The following is a 17,817-nucleotide window of genomic DNA, read 5'->3' as shown; positions in this document are numbered from 1 at the left end:
GGGGAGAGGGAAGGAGGAAGGGGAGAGCGGGGCGTTCAGGGTTCAGTCACCGTTCGCTCGGTGCTTGTCCAGAATGCGCTGCCAGACTGACGGGATGTTCCATCGCCATCCAATTCTCAGCCTGCTCACCCTTGGCTATCTTGCTGTTGTTGGCTGGATCACACTTGGCCCGCAGCCGCTTGATGACAACTCAGTCGGGTTTGTCTGGCAGGCCATTGCATTCTTTGATCGTTATGAGGCAACGGCGTGGATCGGCTATAACGAGGCCGAATTCATGGCAAACATCGCCATGTTTGTGCCGATTGGGCTCTTTTTCTTGTTGCTATTTGGCCGCCGTTTTTGGTGGCTGTCGATCATCCTGTCGTGCCTGCTCACGGTGGGCATCGAAACGGCGCAGCTCGTTATTCCCGGCAGGGTCTCTGACCCCCGCGACCTCGTGGCAAATTCAGCGGGGGCGGTGCTCGGCGTTGTCCTTGGGCTCGTGCTGACCATCGGCGAGCGGCGCAAAATTGCCGCGCGCAGTACCCAGCGGGCCCGTCTCGCGTCGCTGGCCTAGTCCACGGCATCCAAGACAGCGGCCAACACTGCGTTCACATCGTCTGACGTGTTCCAGAGGTGGAACGCGACCCTGACGCGACCGGCCCTACCGGATGCGGTGATGCCGGCATCCTTGAGCGCTGCGAGGCGTGAACCATCGGCATCCGGCCAGGCAACGATGGCCTGGTTGGCCTCCGTGATGCCAAGGCCCCGGCACAGCTCGTTGCCGAGCGCGACGTTGTGATCGCGGACCTCGTCCATATCGAGGCTCGCAAAGAAGCTGAGCGCCTCGCGCGCCCCAACCCAGGCCTGCCAGGCTGGCGAGACATCAAAGCGGCGGGCGTCGGATGCGAGCGGCATGGTTGGTGCGTAGCAGGCGCCCCAGACGTTTTCGGAGGAATACCAGCCCGCGTTTGGCGCGTGATAGCGCTGCTGAAGCTCGGGGCTCACCGTCATGAACGCGACGCCGCGGGGGATGCACAGCCACTTATACGTGTGGCATACGGTGAGGTCAAAATCGTCGGCGTTGACCGGCAGCCAGCCGGTCGCCTGTGTGAGATCGCACAGGGTCAGTGCGTTATTGCGTTGGGCGGCCGCAACGATGTCGGCGCTACGGGCGATGCTGCCAGTTGCCGATTGCACAAGCGAGAACGTGACCATATGGGTGTCTGGGGTGATGTGTTCGGCAAGTTGGTCTGCCGGAGCGTAACGAACGGTGACTCCGCGGTGGGCCTGCTGCACAAACGGATGCGCGACCGAGCTGAAATCGCCGTCAACGCAGAGGATCTTGGCGCCATCCGGAACGTTTGAGGCGACTGTGCCGACGAGGGTTGAGGTTTGTGATCCGGTCGCAACGTTGCTCGCCGTGGTGCCAACGATCTTGGCGTAGAGTTCGCGGCTCTCCTGGACCAGGTCGCCGTACGAAGCTGCTGAGGTTTCTGCGCGCTCCCAGCTGTCGAGGTCTGCGCGGAGGGCGGCAAGCGTTTCGCGGGTTGGCAGTCCCATGGTGCAGGCGGACAGATACCCGGCCGGCGCGCTGAAATGGGTTGCCGCTTTGGTGATGCTGAGGGTGGATGCTGCGTCGCCGCCCGCCGTGTTGTCCTGATTCATGCATCAAGGCTATGGCAGTTCGACTCATTACAAAAGTGAATGTTTGTTATAGAAAGAATGGCTATGTGTTATGTTTTGAGGGTGATGCCACCACCAAGACTCCCAGCCCTCGACGATCTTGACCTGCGCGCGCTGAGAGTTATCGATGCGCTCAGTCGTACCGGCTCCATCACCGCTGCCGCCGCAGAACTGCAGTTCAGCCAGCCAGCGGTGAGCCAGCAGCTAAAGCGGCTCGAAACAAAACTCGGGCTCGCCGTGATCGAGCGTGCTGGCAGGGGAGTGCGCCTCACCGAAGCCGGAGAGGTGCTGGCGCGTCACGCCCGCGTCATCGTTGCCGAACTTGAGCACGCCGTGAGCGGCCTCGCCGAGCTCTCCGGACTCCGCAGCGGGCGCCTGCGGCTCGCGTCGTTCCCGTCGGCATCCGCTGTCATTGTTCCCGAGCTGTTGAAACGCATCAGGGCCGAGCATCCTGGCCTCGCAACAAGCTACCGAGAGCTTGAGCCGCCCCAGGCGATTGATGCCGTCCGCCAGGGAGACCTCGATGTTGCGCTCACCTTCAGCTATCCGGGTGATGGGGTTGGACTCATCGGAGAATCCCTCCCAGGCCTCCGCGTTGAGCACCTCTGGCGCGAAGAAATGTTTGTCGCGCTGCCAGCCAATCACCCGCTCGCCGGCGAGGCGCGGGTCTCGCTTGCGCAGCTGTCCGACGAGACCTGGATTGCCGGCTGCCCACGTTGCAGGGGGCACCTCGTTGCGGCGGCCGAGTCGAGCGGTTTTACGCCGAGGATCAGCCACGAAACCGATAACATCGTCGCCGTCATGAGCATGGTTGCCGCCTCCCTCGCCGTGGCTCTTGTGCCCCGCCTCGCCGTAGCCGCCGCGCAGTCGTTGCCAGCTGAGGCTGTCGTGCTGCCCATCCGAGAGGATAACCACCGCATCCTGAGCCTCGTCTCGCCGCTCAGCGCCGGCGATGCGCCAGCCGTTGCGGCCGCGCGCGAAGCCTGCCGACAGCTTGACCCTGCCATGTGGCACCTCGAATACGCGCATCAGCCAGCAACCCCTAGGAGTCACCGATGACCGCCAGCCAAGCCCCGAGCACAGCAGCCATTGCGATCACGACTGAGCTGAGTTCGCCGGGAATCGTGTCGCTCCAGCGGCGCACCATCGGCATTCTTGTTGCCGGGCAAATCCTCGCCGGCCTTGGCTTTGGCGCCTCGCTGTCGGTTGGAGCCCTGCTCGCGGCGGAGATCTCCGGCGACCCGGCCTGGTCTGGCATGGCCGCCACCATGACGACCCTCGGCGCCGCGATCCTTGCGTATCCGCTCGCCAGGCTGGCGGGCAAAAAGGGACGCCGGATCTCGCTGAGCGTTGGCAGCCTTGCCGCGGGCCTCGGCGTGCTGATCGTCATTACGGCTGCAACGCTTGGCCTGTTCTGGATGCTGCTGCTAGGCCTCGCTTTCATGGGAACGGCATCAGCGGTGCAATACCAGTCGCGCTTTGCCGCAGCTGACCTTGCCACACCGAAGCGGCGCGGCCGCGACCTTTCCCTCGTGGTCTGGTCAACAACCGTTGGCTCGGTCATCGGGCCGAACCTGCTTTCACCTGGCGAAGTGCTCGGCGCTGCGCTCGGGATGCCGCACCTGACCGGCGTGTTTGTACTCACGCTCACGACGCAGACGCTCGTGACGCTGCTCTACTTCTTTGCGCTCCGGCCCGATCCGCTGCTCACGAGCCAGCGGGTCGCGCTGACTGCCGCCCAGAAGCGGACCGAGCGGCATGCCGCCGAGGCGAAAGCCGCGAGCGAGGCTGAGGCCAGGGGCGAGGTGCCTGCCGCATCCACCGCCCCAGTTGTGGAATCGGCCGTGCAGCTTGCCGCCCGCCGAGGCCGTCAACGCGCCGCCATCGCCATCATGGCGCTCTCGCACGCGGTGATGGTTTCGGTGATGGCAATGACCCCTGTGCACCTCACGAGCCACGGGGCAGCACTTGAGGTGGTTGGCCTGACTATCAGCCTGCACATCGCAGGCATGTTCATCATGGCGCCGGTCTTTGGCATCCTGAGCGACAAATGGGGTGCCCCTCTGGTTGTCCTGCTTGGGGCTGGCATCCTCGTGTTGTCGCTGGTGCTGACTTCGACCTCGGGGGAGAGTCACCTTGCCGTTCAGGTTGGACTCATCCTGCTCGGGCTTGGCTGGAGCGCGGCAACGGTTGCGGGCGCAACGCTACTCACCCAGAATGCTGGTCTTGGCGACGGCACAAAGCGCCAGGGCGTGTCGGACACGATCATGAATGCGTCGGGCGCGCTCGCGGCCGCATCCGCAGGCCTCGTGCTTGGCGCGATCGGATTCAGCGGGCTTTCCGTCGTCTCGATGGGTCTTGTTGCGGCGATCGCGATCATCGCGTTTCTTGTCATCAAGCCGGGCGTGCGCGCAGCCTAGCTACACAACGTCAACAAGCGGCGCTGCGACGGTGTGGTTGCCTGCCATGACCGAGTGCCAGACCTCGGCGAGGGCTTGGATGGCGCCGTCGAGGTCATCCGCAGGCCCGCTCATTGGGAGGCGCAAGAACCGTTCGCCTTCACCGTCCAGTCCAAAGCGTGGCCCAGCCGTCAGCCCGACGCCGTTGGCGTGTGCCGCGAGGGTGAGGGCGGAGCTCACGGGAGCGCCAAGGTTTGCCCATGTGCACACGCCGCCCTCTGCAGGGAAGAGCGTCCACTCAGGAATGTATCGTTCAAGTGCTGTTGTGAGCGCGGCGAAGGATGCGTTGATCTGCTGCGACCGGAATTGCACGATGTCGTTGAGTTCATCGAACGCGTTGAGCGCGACATGCTGGTCGAACGTTGGCGTGCCAAGGTCGTGTGTTGGCCGGCTGGCGACAAGCGATCGGATTGTTGAGGGAGTCGAACGAACCCAGCCGATGCGCAGGCCGCCCCACACCGTCTTGCTCAGGGAGCCGATGGTGGCCACGTGGTCGGCCTCGCCCTCTGGAACCGCGGCGGCGAAGGGAATCGATTGCCGCGCGAGATCAAACGGCAGCTCGGCCGTTGTCTCGTCGATAATCAGCGTCGTTCCTTCGCGCTCGGCGGCCCTGATCACTCGCCGCCGCGTCTCAATCGGCATGCTCATTCCCGTTGGGTTGTGGAAATCGGGGATGAGATAGGCGGCAGAGGGGGAGACCCGCTTGAGTAGGGCCTCTATTTCGTCGGCGTCCCAACCTTCAAAGCGAACGGGGATGGTGTTGAGTCGCGCGCCAGTCGCGTTGAGCGCGTCAAAGGCGTGTGGGTAGCTTGGGCTTTCGATGAGGGCGCGGTCGCCTCGCCGCAGCAGGAACCGGCTGAGGAGGTTAATGGCGTGCTGGGCGCCGATGGTCACCATGATTTGATCTGCCGTTGTTGGCAGCCCCCGTTCCGTGTAGCGCGCGGCGATGCGCTCGCGCAGCTCGGGGATGCCGACAACGTCGTAGCCCCGGTCGGCAAAGATTTCTGGGGTGTTGGCAAGCGTTCGCTCAGTGAGCTGACGGAGCCCAGGCCACGCGGCAGGACAGGCGGCCGTGAGGTCGTAGCGTTGGGACCCTGGAATGGCGAGGGGCGAGGATGCCCGCTCGCGGAGGGGAATCTGGGTGACGCTTCCTGAGCCCTGCACACTCCTCAGGTAGCCGCGCTCGCGGAGCTCTCGGTAGGCCGACGACACGGTTGTGCGGCTGAGGATGAGCGCCTCGGCGAGTTCGCGCTCGGCCGGCAGCCTGGTGTGGGCTGCGATGCGCCCATCGATGATGAGCAGGCCAATCCTGTCGGCAAGCGCGGTGTAGGCGGGGCCGGATGTTCGCCAGTCTGCCAGGAGGATGCCGAGCTTGCGGGCGGAAAGCGTAACCGTCGTCATCAGTCCACTCTAGGCATATTGGCCTCTTGCTTGCAAGCCATTTTTGCAATTGGATTGAGCTTATGGTTTTCCGTCTGGTTCGTCTTGGTATTGGTCTCATTCTCTTTGGTTTCGCGTGCGCGCTCATGATTGATGCGGCGCTTGGCCTCGATCCGTGGACCGTCTTCGCCCAGGGCATCGCCATCAAAACCGGTATGAGCATTGGCCTCGTCACCGTGCTGAGCGGCGCGGTTGTGCTGCTCTTTTGGATTCCGCTTCGCCAGAAGCCGGGTGTTGGTACCGTGCTCAATCTGCTTGCGGTTGGGCCTGCTATCGAGTGGGGCCTGCTTATCTTCCCAACCCCAGTTGGACTCCTCGCGCAAATTGGCACCTTCGTAGCCGGCCTGTTGCTGCTTGCCGTTGCCAGTGGTCTCTATATCGGCGCCGGTTTTGGGCCTGGTCCGCGCGACGGACTCATGACCGGCATCCATGCACGAACCGGATGGCCAATCTGGGTTGGCCGCACGATGGTTGAGGTCACCGTGCTTGGTATCGGCTGGCTGCTTGGCGGCAACGTTGGCTTCGGAACCGTCGCGTTTGCGCTCTTCATCGGCCCGCTCTGCAACATCACGATCCCGCTGCTTCGCTTCGGTTATGACCCGAAAAAGCCCGCGACTCGTGCGGTTCGTGAGCCGCTGCTGCTGTCGGTAGACACCGGTGCTATCCCGCAGCAACCTTCCTAGACGGGCGGGCCCCGCGACTAGATTAGGATTGTGGGGATGTCTGAGCTAACTAACCACCCATTTTCCACGGCCACCGGTAGCGACGTTCGAGTTCGGTTCTGCCCGTCTCCGACCGGAACGCCCCACGTTGGCCTCGTTCGCACGGCCCTCTTCAACTGGGCCTACGCAAGGCACACGGGGGGAAAGCTCGTCTTCCGCATCGAAGACACCGACGAAGCTCGTGACAGCGAAGAGAGCTACCAGCAGGTCATCGAGGCCATGCGCTGGCTGCGCCTCGACTGGGACGAGGGCATCGACGTTGGCGGGCCCCACGGCCCCTACCGCCAGTCGCAGCGCTCCGACATCTACCAAGAGGTCATCGCCAAGCTGGTGTCGTCAGGGCACGTCTACGAGAGCTTCTCGAACGCCGACGAGATCGATGTCCGCAACGAAGCTGCCGGCCGCCCGAAGCAGCTTGGCTACGACAACTACGACCGCAACCTGACCGATGAGCAGAAGGCCGCGTTCCGCGCAGAGGGCCGAGAGCCCGCTCTCCGCCTTCGTGTGCCAGACACTGACCTCTCCTTCACCGACCTCGTGCGCGGCGACATCACGTTCCCAGAGGGATCCTTCACCGACTTTGTTGTCGTGCGGCCAAACGGCAAGCCCCTCTACACGCTCGTGAACCCCGTTGATGACGCGCTCATGGGCGTCACCCACGTGCTGCGCGGCGAAGACCTGCTCTCGTCGACGCCCCGCCAGATCGCGCTGTATCACGCGCTCATCGACATTGGCATCACCACGTTCATCCCGCTCTTTGGCCACCTGCCCTACGTGATGGGCGAGGGCAACAAAAAGCTCTCGAAGCGCGACCCGCAGGCAAACCTCTTCCACCACCGCGATCGCGGCTTCATCCCAGAGGGCCTGATCAACTATCTGTCGCTGCTCGGATGGTCGCTCGCGCCAGACCGCGACGTGTTCAGTATTGACGAGATGGTTGCCGCGTTCGACGTTGTCAACGTCAACCCGAACCCAGCACGCTTTGACCAGAAGAAGGCCGACTCGATCAACGGCGACCACATTCGCCTGCTCGACCTCGCCGACTTCACCGAGCGCCTCATCCCGTATCTCGTTGCGGGGGGAGTGCTCACCGAGCCGCTCAGCCAGCGCGAGCAGGGCATCCTTGAGGCCGCGGCACCGCTCATTCAGGAGCGCATCACGGTGCTCAGCGAAGCGGTCGACATGCTGAACTTCCTCTTCCTTCCCGGCGAGCAGATCGAATACCAGGCCGACGCGCTCAAGGGAATGCCTGAGAACGCCGCCGACATCGTGAACGCCTCAATCGGGGCGCTGGATGCCGTTGTTGACGCCGACTGGAACCCAGAGGGCATCCAGGCAGCGCTCTCCTCGACGCTCATCGAGGGCCTTGGCCTCAAGCCGCGCATCGCGTACGGCCCGCTGCGCACCGCGCTGTCAGGGCGCCGGGTATCGCCGCCGCTCTTCGAATCCATCGAGATCCTTGGCCGCGCCGAGACGCGCGACCGCCTCATCCGTTTCGCCGCCAGCAGAGAGGGCTAGCCGTGACTGAGCACTTCGACTACGACGTTGTCATTATTGGGGGAGGGCCGGCAGGGCTTGCCGCAGGCCTCAACCTCGTACGCGCAAACCGCGATGTGCTCATCGTTGACAGCAACAGGCCGCGGCATGCGGCAACATTGCAGTCACACGGCTTCCTGACCCGCGATGGGGCCCCTCCGCTTGTCTTCCGCCAGCTCGGCCGCGAAGAGTTCGAGGGCTACGAGCGGGCATCGTTCTCGCAGGCGCTTGTCAGCTCGGTTGAGCCGCTTGACCCGGCCGATACGAAGGGCCGCTCCGGCTTCCGCCTGCGCGGTGCCGGAGTCCGCAACGCTCCAGACGTGGATGTCACGGCACGCCTCGTGCTGGTCGCCTCAGGCCTCGTCGAGGAGCTCCCGAAGTTGCCAACGCTTCGCGCCTACTATGGCACCGCGATGCACAGCTGCAGCGAATGCGACGGCTTCGAGAAGAGCGGCAAACCGCTCGCCTTTATTGGCGAGACCACCGACGTCTTCGATCGAGCGCTGCTCATCACGCAGTTCAGCCGCGACCTCACGGTATTTACGAACGGGGCCGACACGATCTCGGCCGACGAGCAGGCCGTGCTAGAAGGTATGGGCGTGCGCGTCGAGCGCCGCGAAGTGGCCGACATTGAGGGCGAGCGCGCCGATATGACGGGCGTTCGCCTTGTCGACGGCACGGTCATCCCGTGCGTTGGTGGTTTTGTGCGACCCCGCTGGAATGCCTCGGTGCAGTACCTCGGCGTCCTCGCGCCCCGACGCAACGAATGGGGCCTGCTCCTCGTGAGTGAGTCAGGCGAGACAAGCGTCCCCGGCGTCTATGCCGCCGGCGACATCACGCCTCCCGGTCCCGAGCAGCTCATGATCGCGGCTGGCGACGGAGTGCGCGTCTCAAACAAGATGAACAAAGCGCTCATTCGCGCGTCGCTTGGCCTCTCGTAGCTCGCGTTACTCGCTCAGGCTCGCGTAGTTCTAGTGGCTCGCGAAACTCGCGCTTCGGTTGGGCTCGCGCGTCTCGCGCCTGAGTTGCCTGAAATTCGCTCAGATTGGTCACACATCCACCCACACAACCCGCGTTGGGTGCATCTGCGACCATTCTGTTTCCCCTGAGCTCGCGGGTCAGGCTCGTGCCGGTTCAGCTCGAGCGGGGTGGGTGAGGTTCGCGTGAGCACGTCTGGGCGATAACTCTCTTCAGATTGGTCGCAGATCCACGTCGGATGTGCTGTTTGAGTGGTTCTGCGACCAATCTGTCGCTCAACGAGATCCTCACGGTCGACGTGATCGACCCGGTGGAGCTGACGAGCTGACGCCTTGACGCCTTGACGCTCCGGGGCACCGGTGCTCCGGGGCTCCGGTGCTCCGGGGCTCCGGTGCTCCGGGGCTCCAGGGCTCCAGTGCTCCAGTGCTCTGGCGCCTTGACTCCCCGATGCTCTGCTGCGCTGACACCTGCGAAACGCAGGTCACGGCAGGGACGCGCGCAGCTCAGTTTGGCATTGTGGCAAACCTGTACTAGGGTTGTTACTTGGTTCGGAAGTGATTTCGAACTGGTGGGGTATGGTGTAATTGGCAACACGGATGATTCTGGTTCATTTGTTCTTGGTTCGAGTCCAGGTACCCCAGCCAGTGTAAAAAGCCAGCGGAACTATCCGCTGGCTTTTTTGTTTGTCCATTTGCTGTGAGCGCTCTCGTGCGTTGACACGAGGCGACTAACGCCCGTCAACCAGCACTCATGTTTCGTTGGACTCTGCTGGATTATTCGCAGCCGGCTTAACCGCGGCGTCTGGTTCACGTCCGGCGGCCGGGTCGCACCCTCATGCAGTGTTACAGAGGGCAACGGCGCCCCTGCACGCTCATAGGGGAACCCAGCATCACGCCCGCCGGCTGCGCGCCTGGGGACACCAGCATCACCACCCCCAGCCGAGCCACGCCCACCGGCAGACTCACCGCCGGTCCAAGCCCCAGCCGAGCGAAACGGATGTTGAAGCACACAGTCCCAGCCACCATTTCCGGGGTTCTTCGTTGTGGGCATCCTACGGACGACATCTGACTGTCAGCGGAGGTCACTAGGGTTGCCCTATCCACGGTATCCACCGTTTCGTGCGTGAACGCGACGCGCGAAGCCAACGATCAAGGAGCACACCGACGTGACAACCCCGTTTATCTTTGAGGCCATCCGCACCCCTCGTGGGCGCGGCAAGCAGGGCTCGCTGCACACTGTCAAGGCGCTTGACCTTGCGGTGGGGCTCATCGATGAGTTGCAGCGCCGCGCGCCGCAGCTCGACCCAAACACGATTGATGATGTGGTCCTCGGCGTGGTGACGCCGGTTGGTGATCAGGGCGGTAACCTGGCCAAGACCGCCGCCCTTGCGGCCGGCCTGCCCGATACGGTCGCCGGCGTGCAGGTGAACCGCTTTTGCGCATCCGGCCTCGAAGCGGTGAACATCGCCGCGCAGAAGGTCGCGTCTGGCTGGGAATCCCTTGTGCTCGCCGGCGGGGTTGAATCGATGTCGCGCGTTCCCATCGGTGCAGATGGCGGTCCCTGGGCCAACGATCCAACTACCAGCTACGACAACTATTTTGTGCCGCAGGGCATCGGTGCCGACCTCATTGCCACGCTTGAGGGATTCACGAGAGAAGACGTGGATGCCTACGCCCTCGAATCCCAGCGCCGCGCCGAGCACGCCTGGGCAAACGGTTACTTTGCGAACTCGGTTGTTCCCGTGCGCGACATCAATGGCCTCACCCTGCTCGATCACGACGAGCATCGGCGGCCAGACAGCAGCCTCGAATCGTTGGGCGGCCTCAAGCCGGCCTTTGCCGGAATGGGAAAACAGGGCGGATTTGACACGGTCGCCCTGCAAAAATACCACTGGGTCGAGCGCATCGGCCACGTCCACACTGCGGCAAATTCGTCGGGAATCGTGGATGGCGCCGCACTGGTCGTGGTCGGCAGCGAGGCAGCAGGGGCTGCTGCAGGATTGCGGCCAAGGGCCAGGATTGTCACCGCGGTGGTGAGCGGTGCCGATCCCACGATTATGCTCACGGGCCCAACCCCCGCAACGAAGAAGGCACTCGCTCAGGCGGGCCTCACAGTTGACGATATTGACCTGTTTGAGCTCAACGAGGCCTTCGCCGCCGTGGTGCTCAAATGGATGAGCGACCTCAATATTCCGCACGAAAAAGTAAACGTCAACGGCGGGGCCATCGCCATGGGGCATCCGCTCGGTGCCACGGGGGCCATGATCTTGGGCACAGCCCTTGACGAACTCGAACGGCGCGGCGGCAGGCGGGCGCTCATCACACTGTGCATCGGCGGCGGCATGGGCATCGCAACGATTATCGAGAGGGTGTGAACGGCATGACCGACACAATCGGAATGATTCGCTGGCAGCGTGACAGCGAGGGAGTTGTGACGCTCGTCATGGACGACCCCGACAACCCGGTAAACACCATGAACGACCTGTTTATCGACTCGCTCGAAGCGACAAACGATCGGCTTGAGGCCGAACGCGACAGCATTACCGGCGTCATCCTTGCCTCGGCAAAGCGCAGCTGGTTTGCGGGTGGCAACCTGCGAGAGCTGCGCACCGCCTCGCGTGCGACGGCTGATGCCGAAACAGTGCGGGTCAACCGGATGAAGCGCCAGTTCCGTCGCCTCGAAACACTCGGACGGCCGGTCGTCGCGGCCATCAACGGCACCACACTTGGCGGAGGTTACGAGGTGGCCCTCGGCTGCCATCACCGCATCGTGTCGGATAATCCACGCACCAAGATTGGTCTTCCAGAGGTCACGCTTGGCATGTTTCCAGGGGCCGGCGGAGCAACGCGCACGGTGCGGATGCTCGGCCTCGAACGCGCGCTCACCACGGTGTTGCTCACCGGCACGCAGTTTGGACCACGCGAGGCCCGCGCCGCCGGGCTTGTCGACGAGGTCGTCGCGAGCGATGATGAACTCGATGCCGCAGCGAGGGAATGGATCGCCGGTCATCCGGATGCCGCCCAGCCGTGGGATGTCGCCGGGTTCCGCATCCCTGGGGGCGCGCCATCCACGGCAGGGGTCGTCCCGCAGCTTGCTGCCTCTCTCCCCGCCTATCCTGCCCGTCTGCGTGAGCAACTCCGCGGAGCGAATTATCCGGCCCCACGCGCGCTCCTGGCGAGCGCGGTCGAGGGTGCGCAACTTGATATCGATTCCGCCCTTGCCCTCGAGACGCGTTACTTCGTGAGCGTCATCGACAGCCAGGTGGCGAGCAACATGATCGGTGCCAACTTCTTTGACCTCACCGAGGTCACCTCTGGCGCCCGCCGCCCGGCAGCTCCGCCCAAACGCACGATTGAGACGCTCGGGGTCATTGGTGGCGGCATGATGGGCTCTGGCATCGCCTACACCGCGGCACGCGCAGGCATCAGCGTGCGCGTCACCGACTCAGACCCGGCCGCTGGCGAGCGCGTACTCAACTACGCACGATCTCGGGAAACCGAGCGGCTGACCAAACAAGCAGCAAGAGCAGGGCAATCCTCCTCAGACGAGCGAGCCATCGCTGAGGCCGTTGGCCGCGTGCTCGACCGACTGAGCTTCACCGACGACGTCAACGACCTTGCGGGGGCCGACCTCGTCGTTGAGGCGGTTGCTGAGAACCTCTCGGTGAAGCAGGCCGTGTTTGCGACTGCCGAGCGGGCCGCGGTGTTGGCTCGGACGGGCGGCCCGGCAAACCAGCCAGCTGACGCGCCGCAGGTGCTCGCGAGCAACACCTCCACGCTGCCAATCGCCGAGATCGCCTCGGCCGTTGATCATCCGCAACAGGTCATCGGCATCCACTTCTTCTCGCCGGTTGACAAAATGCCTCTTATCGAAATCGTTCGTGCGCCGCAGACGAGCGACGAAACGCTCGCACTCGCCTTCGATTTTGCTCGGCAGCTGCGCAAGACGCCCATCGTGGTCAACGATTCGAGGGGCTTCTTCACGAGCCGCGTCATTTTTCGCTTTATCGAGGAGGCGCTTGCGGCCCTTGACGAGGGGATACCAGCCGCAAGCATCGAGCAGGCAGCGCTGCAGGCCGGGTACGCCACGTCACCGCTCAAACTGGTTGACGAGCTCAGCCTCACGCTGGTTTCGCGCATCTGGCGCGAGAATGCGGAGGCCACCGGCGCCGGCGGAGTGTGGGAGCCAACGGCTGGCGCCAGCCGGGTGATCGAGCGGATGCTGGCAGAGGGCCGTGCTGGCAGGGCCTCCGGCTCGGGCCTCTACACGTACGAAACTTCCGGGCGACGGGGTCTCTTGCAGACTCACCTCAACGATGCGGAGCCAGGTCGTGCTCCAGACCAGGATGCCTGGGCCGACCTCGGCGAACGCATGCTCTTCTCCGAGGCGCTCGAAGCCGTTCGCTGCTGCGACCAGGGCGTGATCGAATCACTGGCAGACGCCAATATTGGTTCGCTGCTTGGCATCGGCTTTCCGCAGTGGACGGGCGGGGTGCTTCGCTATATCGAGCAATACGAGGGCGGCCTCGCCGGGTTTGTGACGCGAGCCGAGCAGCTGTCGGATTTCTACGGCATCCGCTTTGCCCCGCCTGCGAGCCTCGTCGAGGCTGCTGAGCACGGCAAACCGCTCAGCTCGCTGCTTCGCGGGAACGCCTCAGCAGGCTAACGGCTACAAACCGCCCGGCAAACGGGCGGTTCACGGCCGCAACCGGGCAGTCCTTTACCTTGACCGCTGGCGGATTTCCGAGCCACATGCCCAACCTCACGTCATATTCCAGTAGTTATTTTTTGTTTTGAAGGGACCACACATGACCACCTTGAGCACCCCATTCACCAAGGCATTTGGCATCGAACACCCCATCGTGCAGGGAGGCATGATGTGGGTTGGCCGCGCCGAACTTGCCGCCGCTGTCTCGGAGGCCGGCGGCCTTGGCATTATTACGGCCCTCACTCAGCCGACCCCTGCCGACCTGGTGAAGGAGATTGAGCGGGCGAGGGAGCTTACGAGCAAGCCCATCGGCGTCAACCTCACGATTCTCCCGTCGATCACCCCGCCGCCATACGACGACTACCGCCGCGCGATTATTGACTCAGGCATCACAATTGTTGAGACCGCTGGCGCAAATCCAGAGCCGCACATGGAGATGTTCAAAGAGAACGGCGTCAAGATCATCCATAAGTGCACGAGCGTTCGCCACGCCATCAAGGCCGAAAAAGTGGGCGTGGATGCCGTGAGCATCGACGGCTTCGAATGCGCTGGACACCCGGGTGAAGACGACGTGCCAGGGCTCGTGCTTATCCCGGCCGCGACGCAGCGGCTCAGCATTCCCGTGATCGCGTCTGGTGGCTTTGCTGATGGCCGCGGGCTGGCCGCAGCTCTTGTGCTTGGCGCCGACGGCATCAACATGGGCACACGCTTCATGTGCACCGAGGAGTCTCCGGTTGCCGAGTCAGTGAAGCAGCGGATTGTCGAGGCCACCGAGCTTGATACCGAACTCATTTTCCGGCCGCTCAAGAACACTGCGAGAGTGGCAAGCAACTCCGTGAGTCGCGAGGTTGTTGAGATCCTCAACGGGGGCGGCGAATTTGCCGACGTACGGGACCTCGTTGCCGGCGCACGCGGACGGACAGTGTTTGAGAACGGCGACACCGAAGCCGGCATCTGGTCCGTTGGCATGGTGCAGGGGCTCATCCACGACGTCCCAAGCGCAGGCGATGTGGTTCGGCGCATCGTTGCCGAGGCCGCGGCCGAGTTGCAGCGGGCAAGCGGGCTCATCCACTAACCGTGCCGCGCGGCCCACTCGCGAGCGGGCCGCGCTATGGTTACCCGGCACCGGCGACTTGCCACCAACCGGCCCTCAGCCCCGTGACGGAACCTGTTACACGTCGTAGGAGTCGAACGGCTCAAGATCGATGAACTCGCCGCCGCCAATTTCGGTTGCCGAGCGGATGCGGTCCGACGCCATGTTCTGCCCCCACTGTGAGAGACCCATATCGTGGGTTGCGAAGGTGCGGCGGGGCTTCATCGAAATGACGTAGTCGATCACGTCGCCGATGAGGAGCCAGGGCGCACCTGCTGGAACGGCGAGAACGTTGACCTCACCAACGAGCGCTGGCTCTGGCACGAGGGTGTCGCCGCCGTAGTACAGCTCGCCGTTGACGAGAACGCCGACGTTGTCAATGATCGGAATCGAGCGGTGGATCACGGCGTGTTTTTCGCCGTAGAAGCGCAGCGTGAATGGCCCTGCGGTGTGCTCGTCGCCGGCGCGCACCGCGATGGCGTTGGCCTCTGGCAGTGCAGCTCGGATCGCATCAACAACCGCAGCCGTCCCAAAAATGGGTGCGTCGGGGCTGCGGTCGAGTATGCGCTCAAGCTGGGCAGGCGTCCAGTGATCGGCATGCTCGTGCGTGATGACGACGGCTACCGCGTCCTCAGTGTCGGTGAGGGCTGTGGTCATGTTGCCGGGGTCGAGAAAGAGCTTTTTGCCGTCTTCTTCGAGGAGCAGGGCGGCGTGTTCAAATTTTGTCAAACGCATACTCTGACCCTAAAGGATGTGGCTGCAACCATGCCGTGAACTCTGCCGATACAGTGAACCTATGTTGTCGCCTCAGCCTCGAGTTCTTGTCGTGATTAACCCGGCCTCCGCGACGGGAAAGCGCGGGGCTATTGGGTCGCGCGTGGCCGATACGCTCAAGGCTGAGGGATACGCCGTCGTTGCGCTGATCGAGCCGACTGCCGACGCGTTGGCCAACTCTCTCGCGAGGGCGATGAGCACCGAGCCGCCACTTGCCGTTGTGGCGGTTGGCGGCGACGGCCTGGTCAATCTGGTGACCGGACAGCTTGTTGGGTCGGCAATTCCGCTTGGCCTTGTCCCAACGGGAACGGGCAACGATCTGGCTCGGGGGCTCGGCATCCCAGACACCATTGATGCGTCCCTCGCCGCGTTGGTCTCCCGCCTTGGGCAGTGGAGGGATTCGCTGGCAACGTCGGGGGACTCCGCGCCCACCGGCATCCGCTCAATCGATACGGCCGAGGTCGAAATCGACGGAGTTCGCCGGACATTTGTTGGTGCCCTGTCCGCGGGGTTTGACGCGGCCGTGAACGAACGTACCAATCGGATGACGTTTCCGCGCGGTAGCGCCCGCTATGTTGTTGCCGTGCTTGCCGAGCTTGTTGCGCTCAAGCCCCGCGAATATCGGCTGACCGTTGACGGCGAAACGCGTCAGGTGACGGGTGTGCTCGTTTCTGTCGCCAATAACGGTTCCATTGGTGGCGGAATGCGCATCGTCCCTGACGCGCAGCTCAACGACGGTCAGCTTGACGTCTTTATTGTTTCTGCGGTTGGCCGGCTGCGATTCTTGCGGATCTTCCCGAGCGTTTTTCGTGGCACGCACGTTGGCCTGCCTGAGGTCACGATCGTGCGAGGGCAAACGGCCACGGTCGAGTCAGCGGGCATCGTCGCCTTTGCCGATGGCGAGCGGATGGGGGCGTTGCCTGCGACGGTCAGGGTCGTACCCGCTTCCCTCCGTGCGTTGGCCTAGGCGGCTCCACACCGGCGGCAACACGCGAGAGTGAATAGGCTCCGGTCTCGGTTGCTGGCGACACGCGGTGTTTTTTCGCGTTTTTGTGCCTCGATTGGTGTTCGGCCCAAATCTGTGTAATTATTTAACGGTTGTGCAAACGGCCCCATCGTATAGCGGCCTAGTACGTCGCCCTCTCACGGCGGTAACACGGGTTCGAATCCCGTTGGGGTCACAACGAAAAAACTCCCTCAGGCTCTGCCTGGGGGAGTTTTTGTTGTATCTGCGGATCAGGCGAGGCGGCCCTGGTCTCGGAATCCTGTATGCCCGTGCTCGCGGGAAGCGAGGGAGCCGAAGGTTTCGGCTCCCCGCTCCCTATGCGGGCTCAGCGACCGGTTGGGGCTTCCGCTTGCTGCCGATGATAACGAGCAGTGTGCCGCCAACTGCCCAGCAGGCCAGCGTGATCCACTGCGTTGCGGTCGAAGCCTCCGGAAAGTACGAGAGCGTCCGCAGGAGTGTTGACGAGGCTCCGGGAACGAGCGCCTGGCCGACCGCTCCCCACGGCTCAGCCAAGAACTGCATAGGGGCGGTGTTTGCGGCAAGTGGATTGCCAAGCAGGATAGTGACGATTCCGGCAATCGCCAGCCCTGCTCTGCCGAGCAAGCCCTGAAGCCCGGCAATGAGCGAGCCTGTCGCGAAGAGCGAGAGCGAGATGGCCAGCATGTTGATTGCGAGGTTGCCTTGCAGAATGCCAAACCAGGTTTGCATGGTGAGGCCGATGGCAAGCCCGCCGAGGATGCCGTAGGCGGCAAGTGCGCCGAGGCGTCGTCGCCGACCGGTGGTCGTGAGGGAGATGAGGATTCCGCCGATCATTCCGCCGAGGGCGATGGGGAATGCCGCCGCCGCAAGTCCGGCACCGCGGGCATCCGTTTCGGCCAGCGGAACGACGTCGGTTACGGTGACGCGTGGTGCTGCTGGTGGGTTGAGCGGTGCTGTCTGTGGCGAGCCGCCAGCGGCTTCGAGCTGTTGTTCGTAGGTCGAGGTGAGCTGCGCCTGAAGCGTTGCGGCGACCTGCCCGAGGAGTTGGCTGGCAACCGGGCTTGCTGCGGATGATGTGAGCACTTCTGGGGATTCTCCGAGCACGATTGCGCCGTAGACGCCTCGTGAGCGGATGAGTGATTCTGCGTTGTCTCTGTCTGTTGCAGTGACGAGGTCGAGCGCTGGGCCGTCGTCGCTGTTGCTGTCGAGCGCTTCTGTTACCGCGTTGACCATGGGCGCTGGGCCGGTGATAGCGACTGGGAGGTGGTGCACGGTTGTGGTCACGGTTGGCCAGAGGAAGGCGACGAGCACGACGAAGACGATGACGGCTGCGCCGGCGGCGATGGCGAGAGGTCGCGCCCAGTGGGCCGTGGATGTGGGGTGTGCGGCCGTTGGTTGCGGCGCCGCGGTTCCGCCTGAAGCTGGGGTTTCCATAGCAGTGTCCTTGGAGATAATCTA

14 protein-coding genes and 2 tRNA genes are annotated in these 17,817 nt (G+C 63.6%); 12 read left to right on the top strand and 4 right to left on the bottom strand.

All coding sequences use genetic code 11. The annotated features are described in order from the left end of the window. Positions 1–94: 94 nt before the first annotated feature. The gene (locus tag FHX76_RS06400; protein WP_167149011.1) at positions 95–556 is read left to right on the top strand and encodes a VanZ family protein; all 462 of its coding nucleotides are present in this window, start codon (positions 95–97) and stop codon (positions 554–556) included. Here the strand turns inward: FHX76_RS06400 and FHX76_RS06395 are convergent. After that, positions 553–1,647 carry an aminotransferase class V-fold PLP-dependent enzyme gene (locus tag FHX76_RS06395; RefSeq protein WP_167149009.1) on the bottom strand — a complete coding sequence of 365 codons (1,095 nt, stop codon included), beginning with the start codon at positions 1,645–1,647 and terminating at the stop codon, positions 553–555. The genes FHX76_RS06400 and FHX76_RS06395 overlap by 4 nt on opposite strands. 84 nt (positions 1,648–1,731) lie before the next feature. On the opposite strand from FHX76_RS06395, the gene FHX76_RS06390 reads away from it, so the two are divergent. Further along, positions 1,732–2,724, top strand: coding sequence for a LysR family transcriptional regulator (locus tag FHX76_RS06390; protein WP_208402452.1), 993 nt, complete (start codon positions 1,732–1,734; stop codon positions 2,722–2,724). Further along, on the top strand, positions 2,721–4,085 hold the full coding sequence (locus tag FHX76_RS06385) for an MFS transporter (protein WP_167149005.1): 1,365 nt from the start codon (positions 2,721–2,723) through the stop codon (positions 4,083–4,085). Before FHX76_RS06390 ends, FHX76_RS06385 begins: the two co-directional genes overlap by 4 nt. Here the strand turns inward: FHX76_RS06385 and yczR are convergent, their stop codons facing one another. Further along, complete coding sequence (yczR, locus tag FHX76_RS06380; protein ID WP_167149003.1) at positions 4,086–5,525, bottom strand: MocR-like transcription factor YczR; 1,440 nt, start codon at positions 5,523–5,525, stop codon at positions 4,086–4,088. 62 nt (positions 5,526–5,587) lie between these two features. Here yczR and yczE point away from each other — a divergent pair, with 62 nt between their 5' ends. The 7 genes from yczE to FHX76_RS06345 all read left to right on the top strand — a co-directional run bounded on the left by yczE (position 5,588) and on the right by FHX76_RS06345 (position 14,582). Further along, positions 5,588–6,247, top strand: a complete 660-nt coding sequence (yczE, locus tag FHX76_RS06375; RefSeq protein WP_208402451.1) for a membrane protein YczE — start codon at positions 5,588–5,590, stop codon at positions 6,245–6,247. Between the two features lie 36 nt (positions 6,248–6,283). Further along, entirely contained in the window at positions 6,284–7,804 is a 1,521-nt protein-coding gene (gene gltX / locus FHX76_RS06370; protein WP_167149001.1) for a glutamate--tRNA ligase, read from the top strand. Between the two features lie 2 nt (positions 7,805–7,806). Further along, on the top strand, positions 7,807–8,763 hold the full coding sequence (locus tag FHX76_RS06365; protein WP_167148999.1) for an FAD-dependent oxidoreductase: 957 nt from the start codon (positions 7,807–7,809) through the stop codon (positions 8,761–8,763). Between the two features lie 606 nt (positions 8,764–9,369). Beyond that, a tRNA-Gln gene (locus FHX76_RS06360) sits at positions 9,370–9,444 on the top strand. A gap of 521 nt (positions 9,445–9,965) precedes the next feature. Then, on the top strand, positions 9,966–11,174 hold the full coding sequence (locus tag FHX76_RS06355; protein WP_167148997.1) for an acetyl-CoA C-acetyltransferase: 1,209 nt from the start codon (positions 9,966–9,968) through the stop codon (positions 11,172–11,174). A gap of 5 nt (positions 11,175–11,179) precedes the next feature. Further along, on the top strand, positions 11,180–13,465 hold the full coding sequence (locus tag FHX76_RS06350; protein WP_167148995.1) for a 3-hydroxyacyl-CoA dehydrogenase NAD-binding domain-containing protein: 2,286 nt from the start codon (positions 11,180–11,182) through the stop codon (positions 13,463–13,465). A 142-nt stretch (positions 13,466–13,607) separates the two neighbouring features. Beyond that, complete coding sequence (locus FHX76_RS06345; RefSeq protein ID WP_167148992.1) at positions 13,608–14,582, top strand: NAD(P)H-dependent flavin oxidoreductase; 975 nt, start codon at positions 13,608–13,610, stop codon at positions 14,580–14,582. Between the two features lie 96 nt (positions 14,583–14,678). Here FHX76_RS06345 and FHX76_RS06340 read toward each other — a convergent pair whose 3' ends face one another. After that, positions 14,679–15,335, bottom strand: a complete 657-nt coding sequence (locus FHX76_RS06340; protein ID WP_167148990.1) for an MBL fold metallo-hydrolase — start codon at positions 15,333–15,335, stop codon at positions 14,679–14,681. Positions 15,336–15,396: 61 nt separating this feature from the next. Between FHX76_RS06340 and FHX76_RS06335 the strand changes: the two genes are divergently transcribed. Continuing rightward, positions 15,397–16,341 carry a diacylglycerol/lipid kinase family protein gene (locus FHX76_RS06335; protein ID WP_243848588.1) on the top strand — a complete coding sequence of 315 codons (945 nt, stop codon included), beginning with the start codon at positions 15,397–15,399 and terminating at the stop codon, positions 16,339–16,341. Between the two features lie 141 nt (positions 16,342–16,482). After that, positions 16,483–16,555, top strand: a tRNA-Glu gene (locus FHX76_RS06330). Positions 16,556–16,695: 140 nt separating this feature from the next. Here the strand turns inward: FHX76_RS06330 and FHX76_RS06325 are convergent. Then, a complete protein-coding gene (locus FHX76_RS06325; RefSeq protein WP_167148988.1) occupies positions 16,696–17,793 on the bottom strand; it encodes an ABC transporter permease in 1,098 nt (365 codons plus the stop codon). Positions 17,794–17,817: the final 24 nt, after the last annotated feature.

Origin of the sequence: Lysinibacter cavernae (assembly GCF_011758565.1) — a bacterium.
Taxonomy (GTDB): domain Bacteria; phylum Actinomycetota; class Actinomycetes; order Actinomycetales; family Microbacteriaceae; genus Lysinibacter; species Lysinibacter cavernae.
The sequence above is the reverse complement of the archived record's forward strand: the minus strand, read 5'-3'. Positions and strand labels throughout refer to the sequence as shown.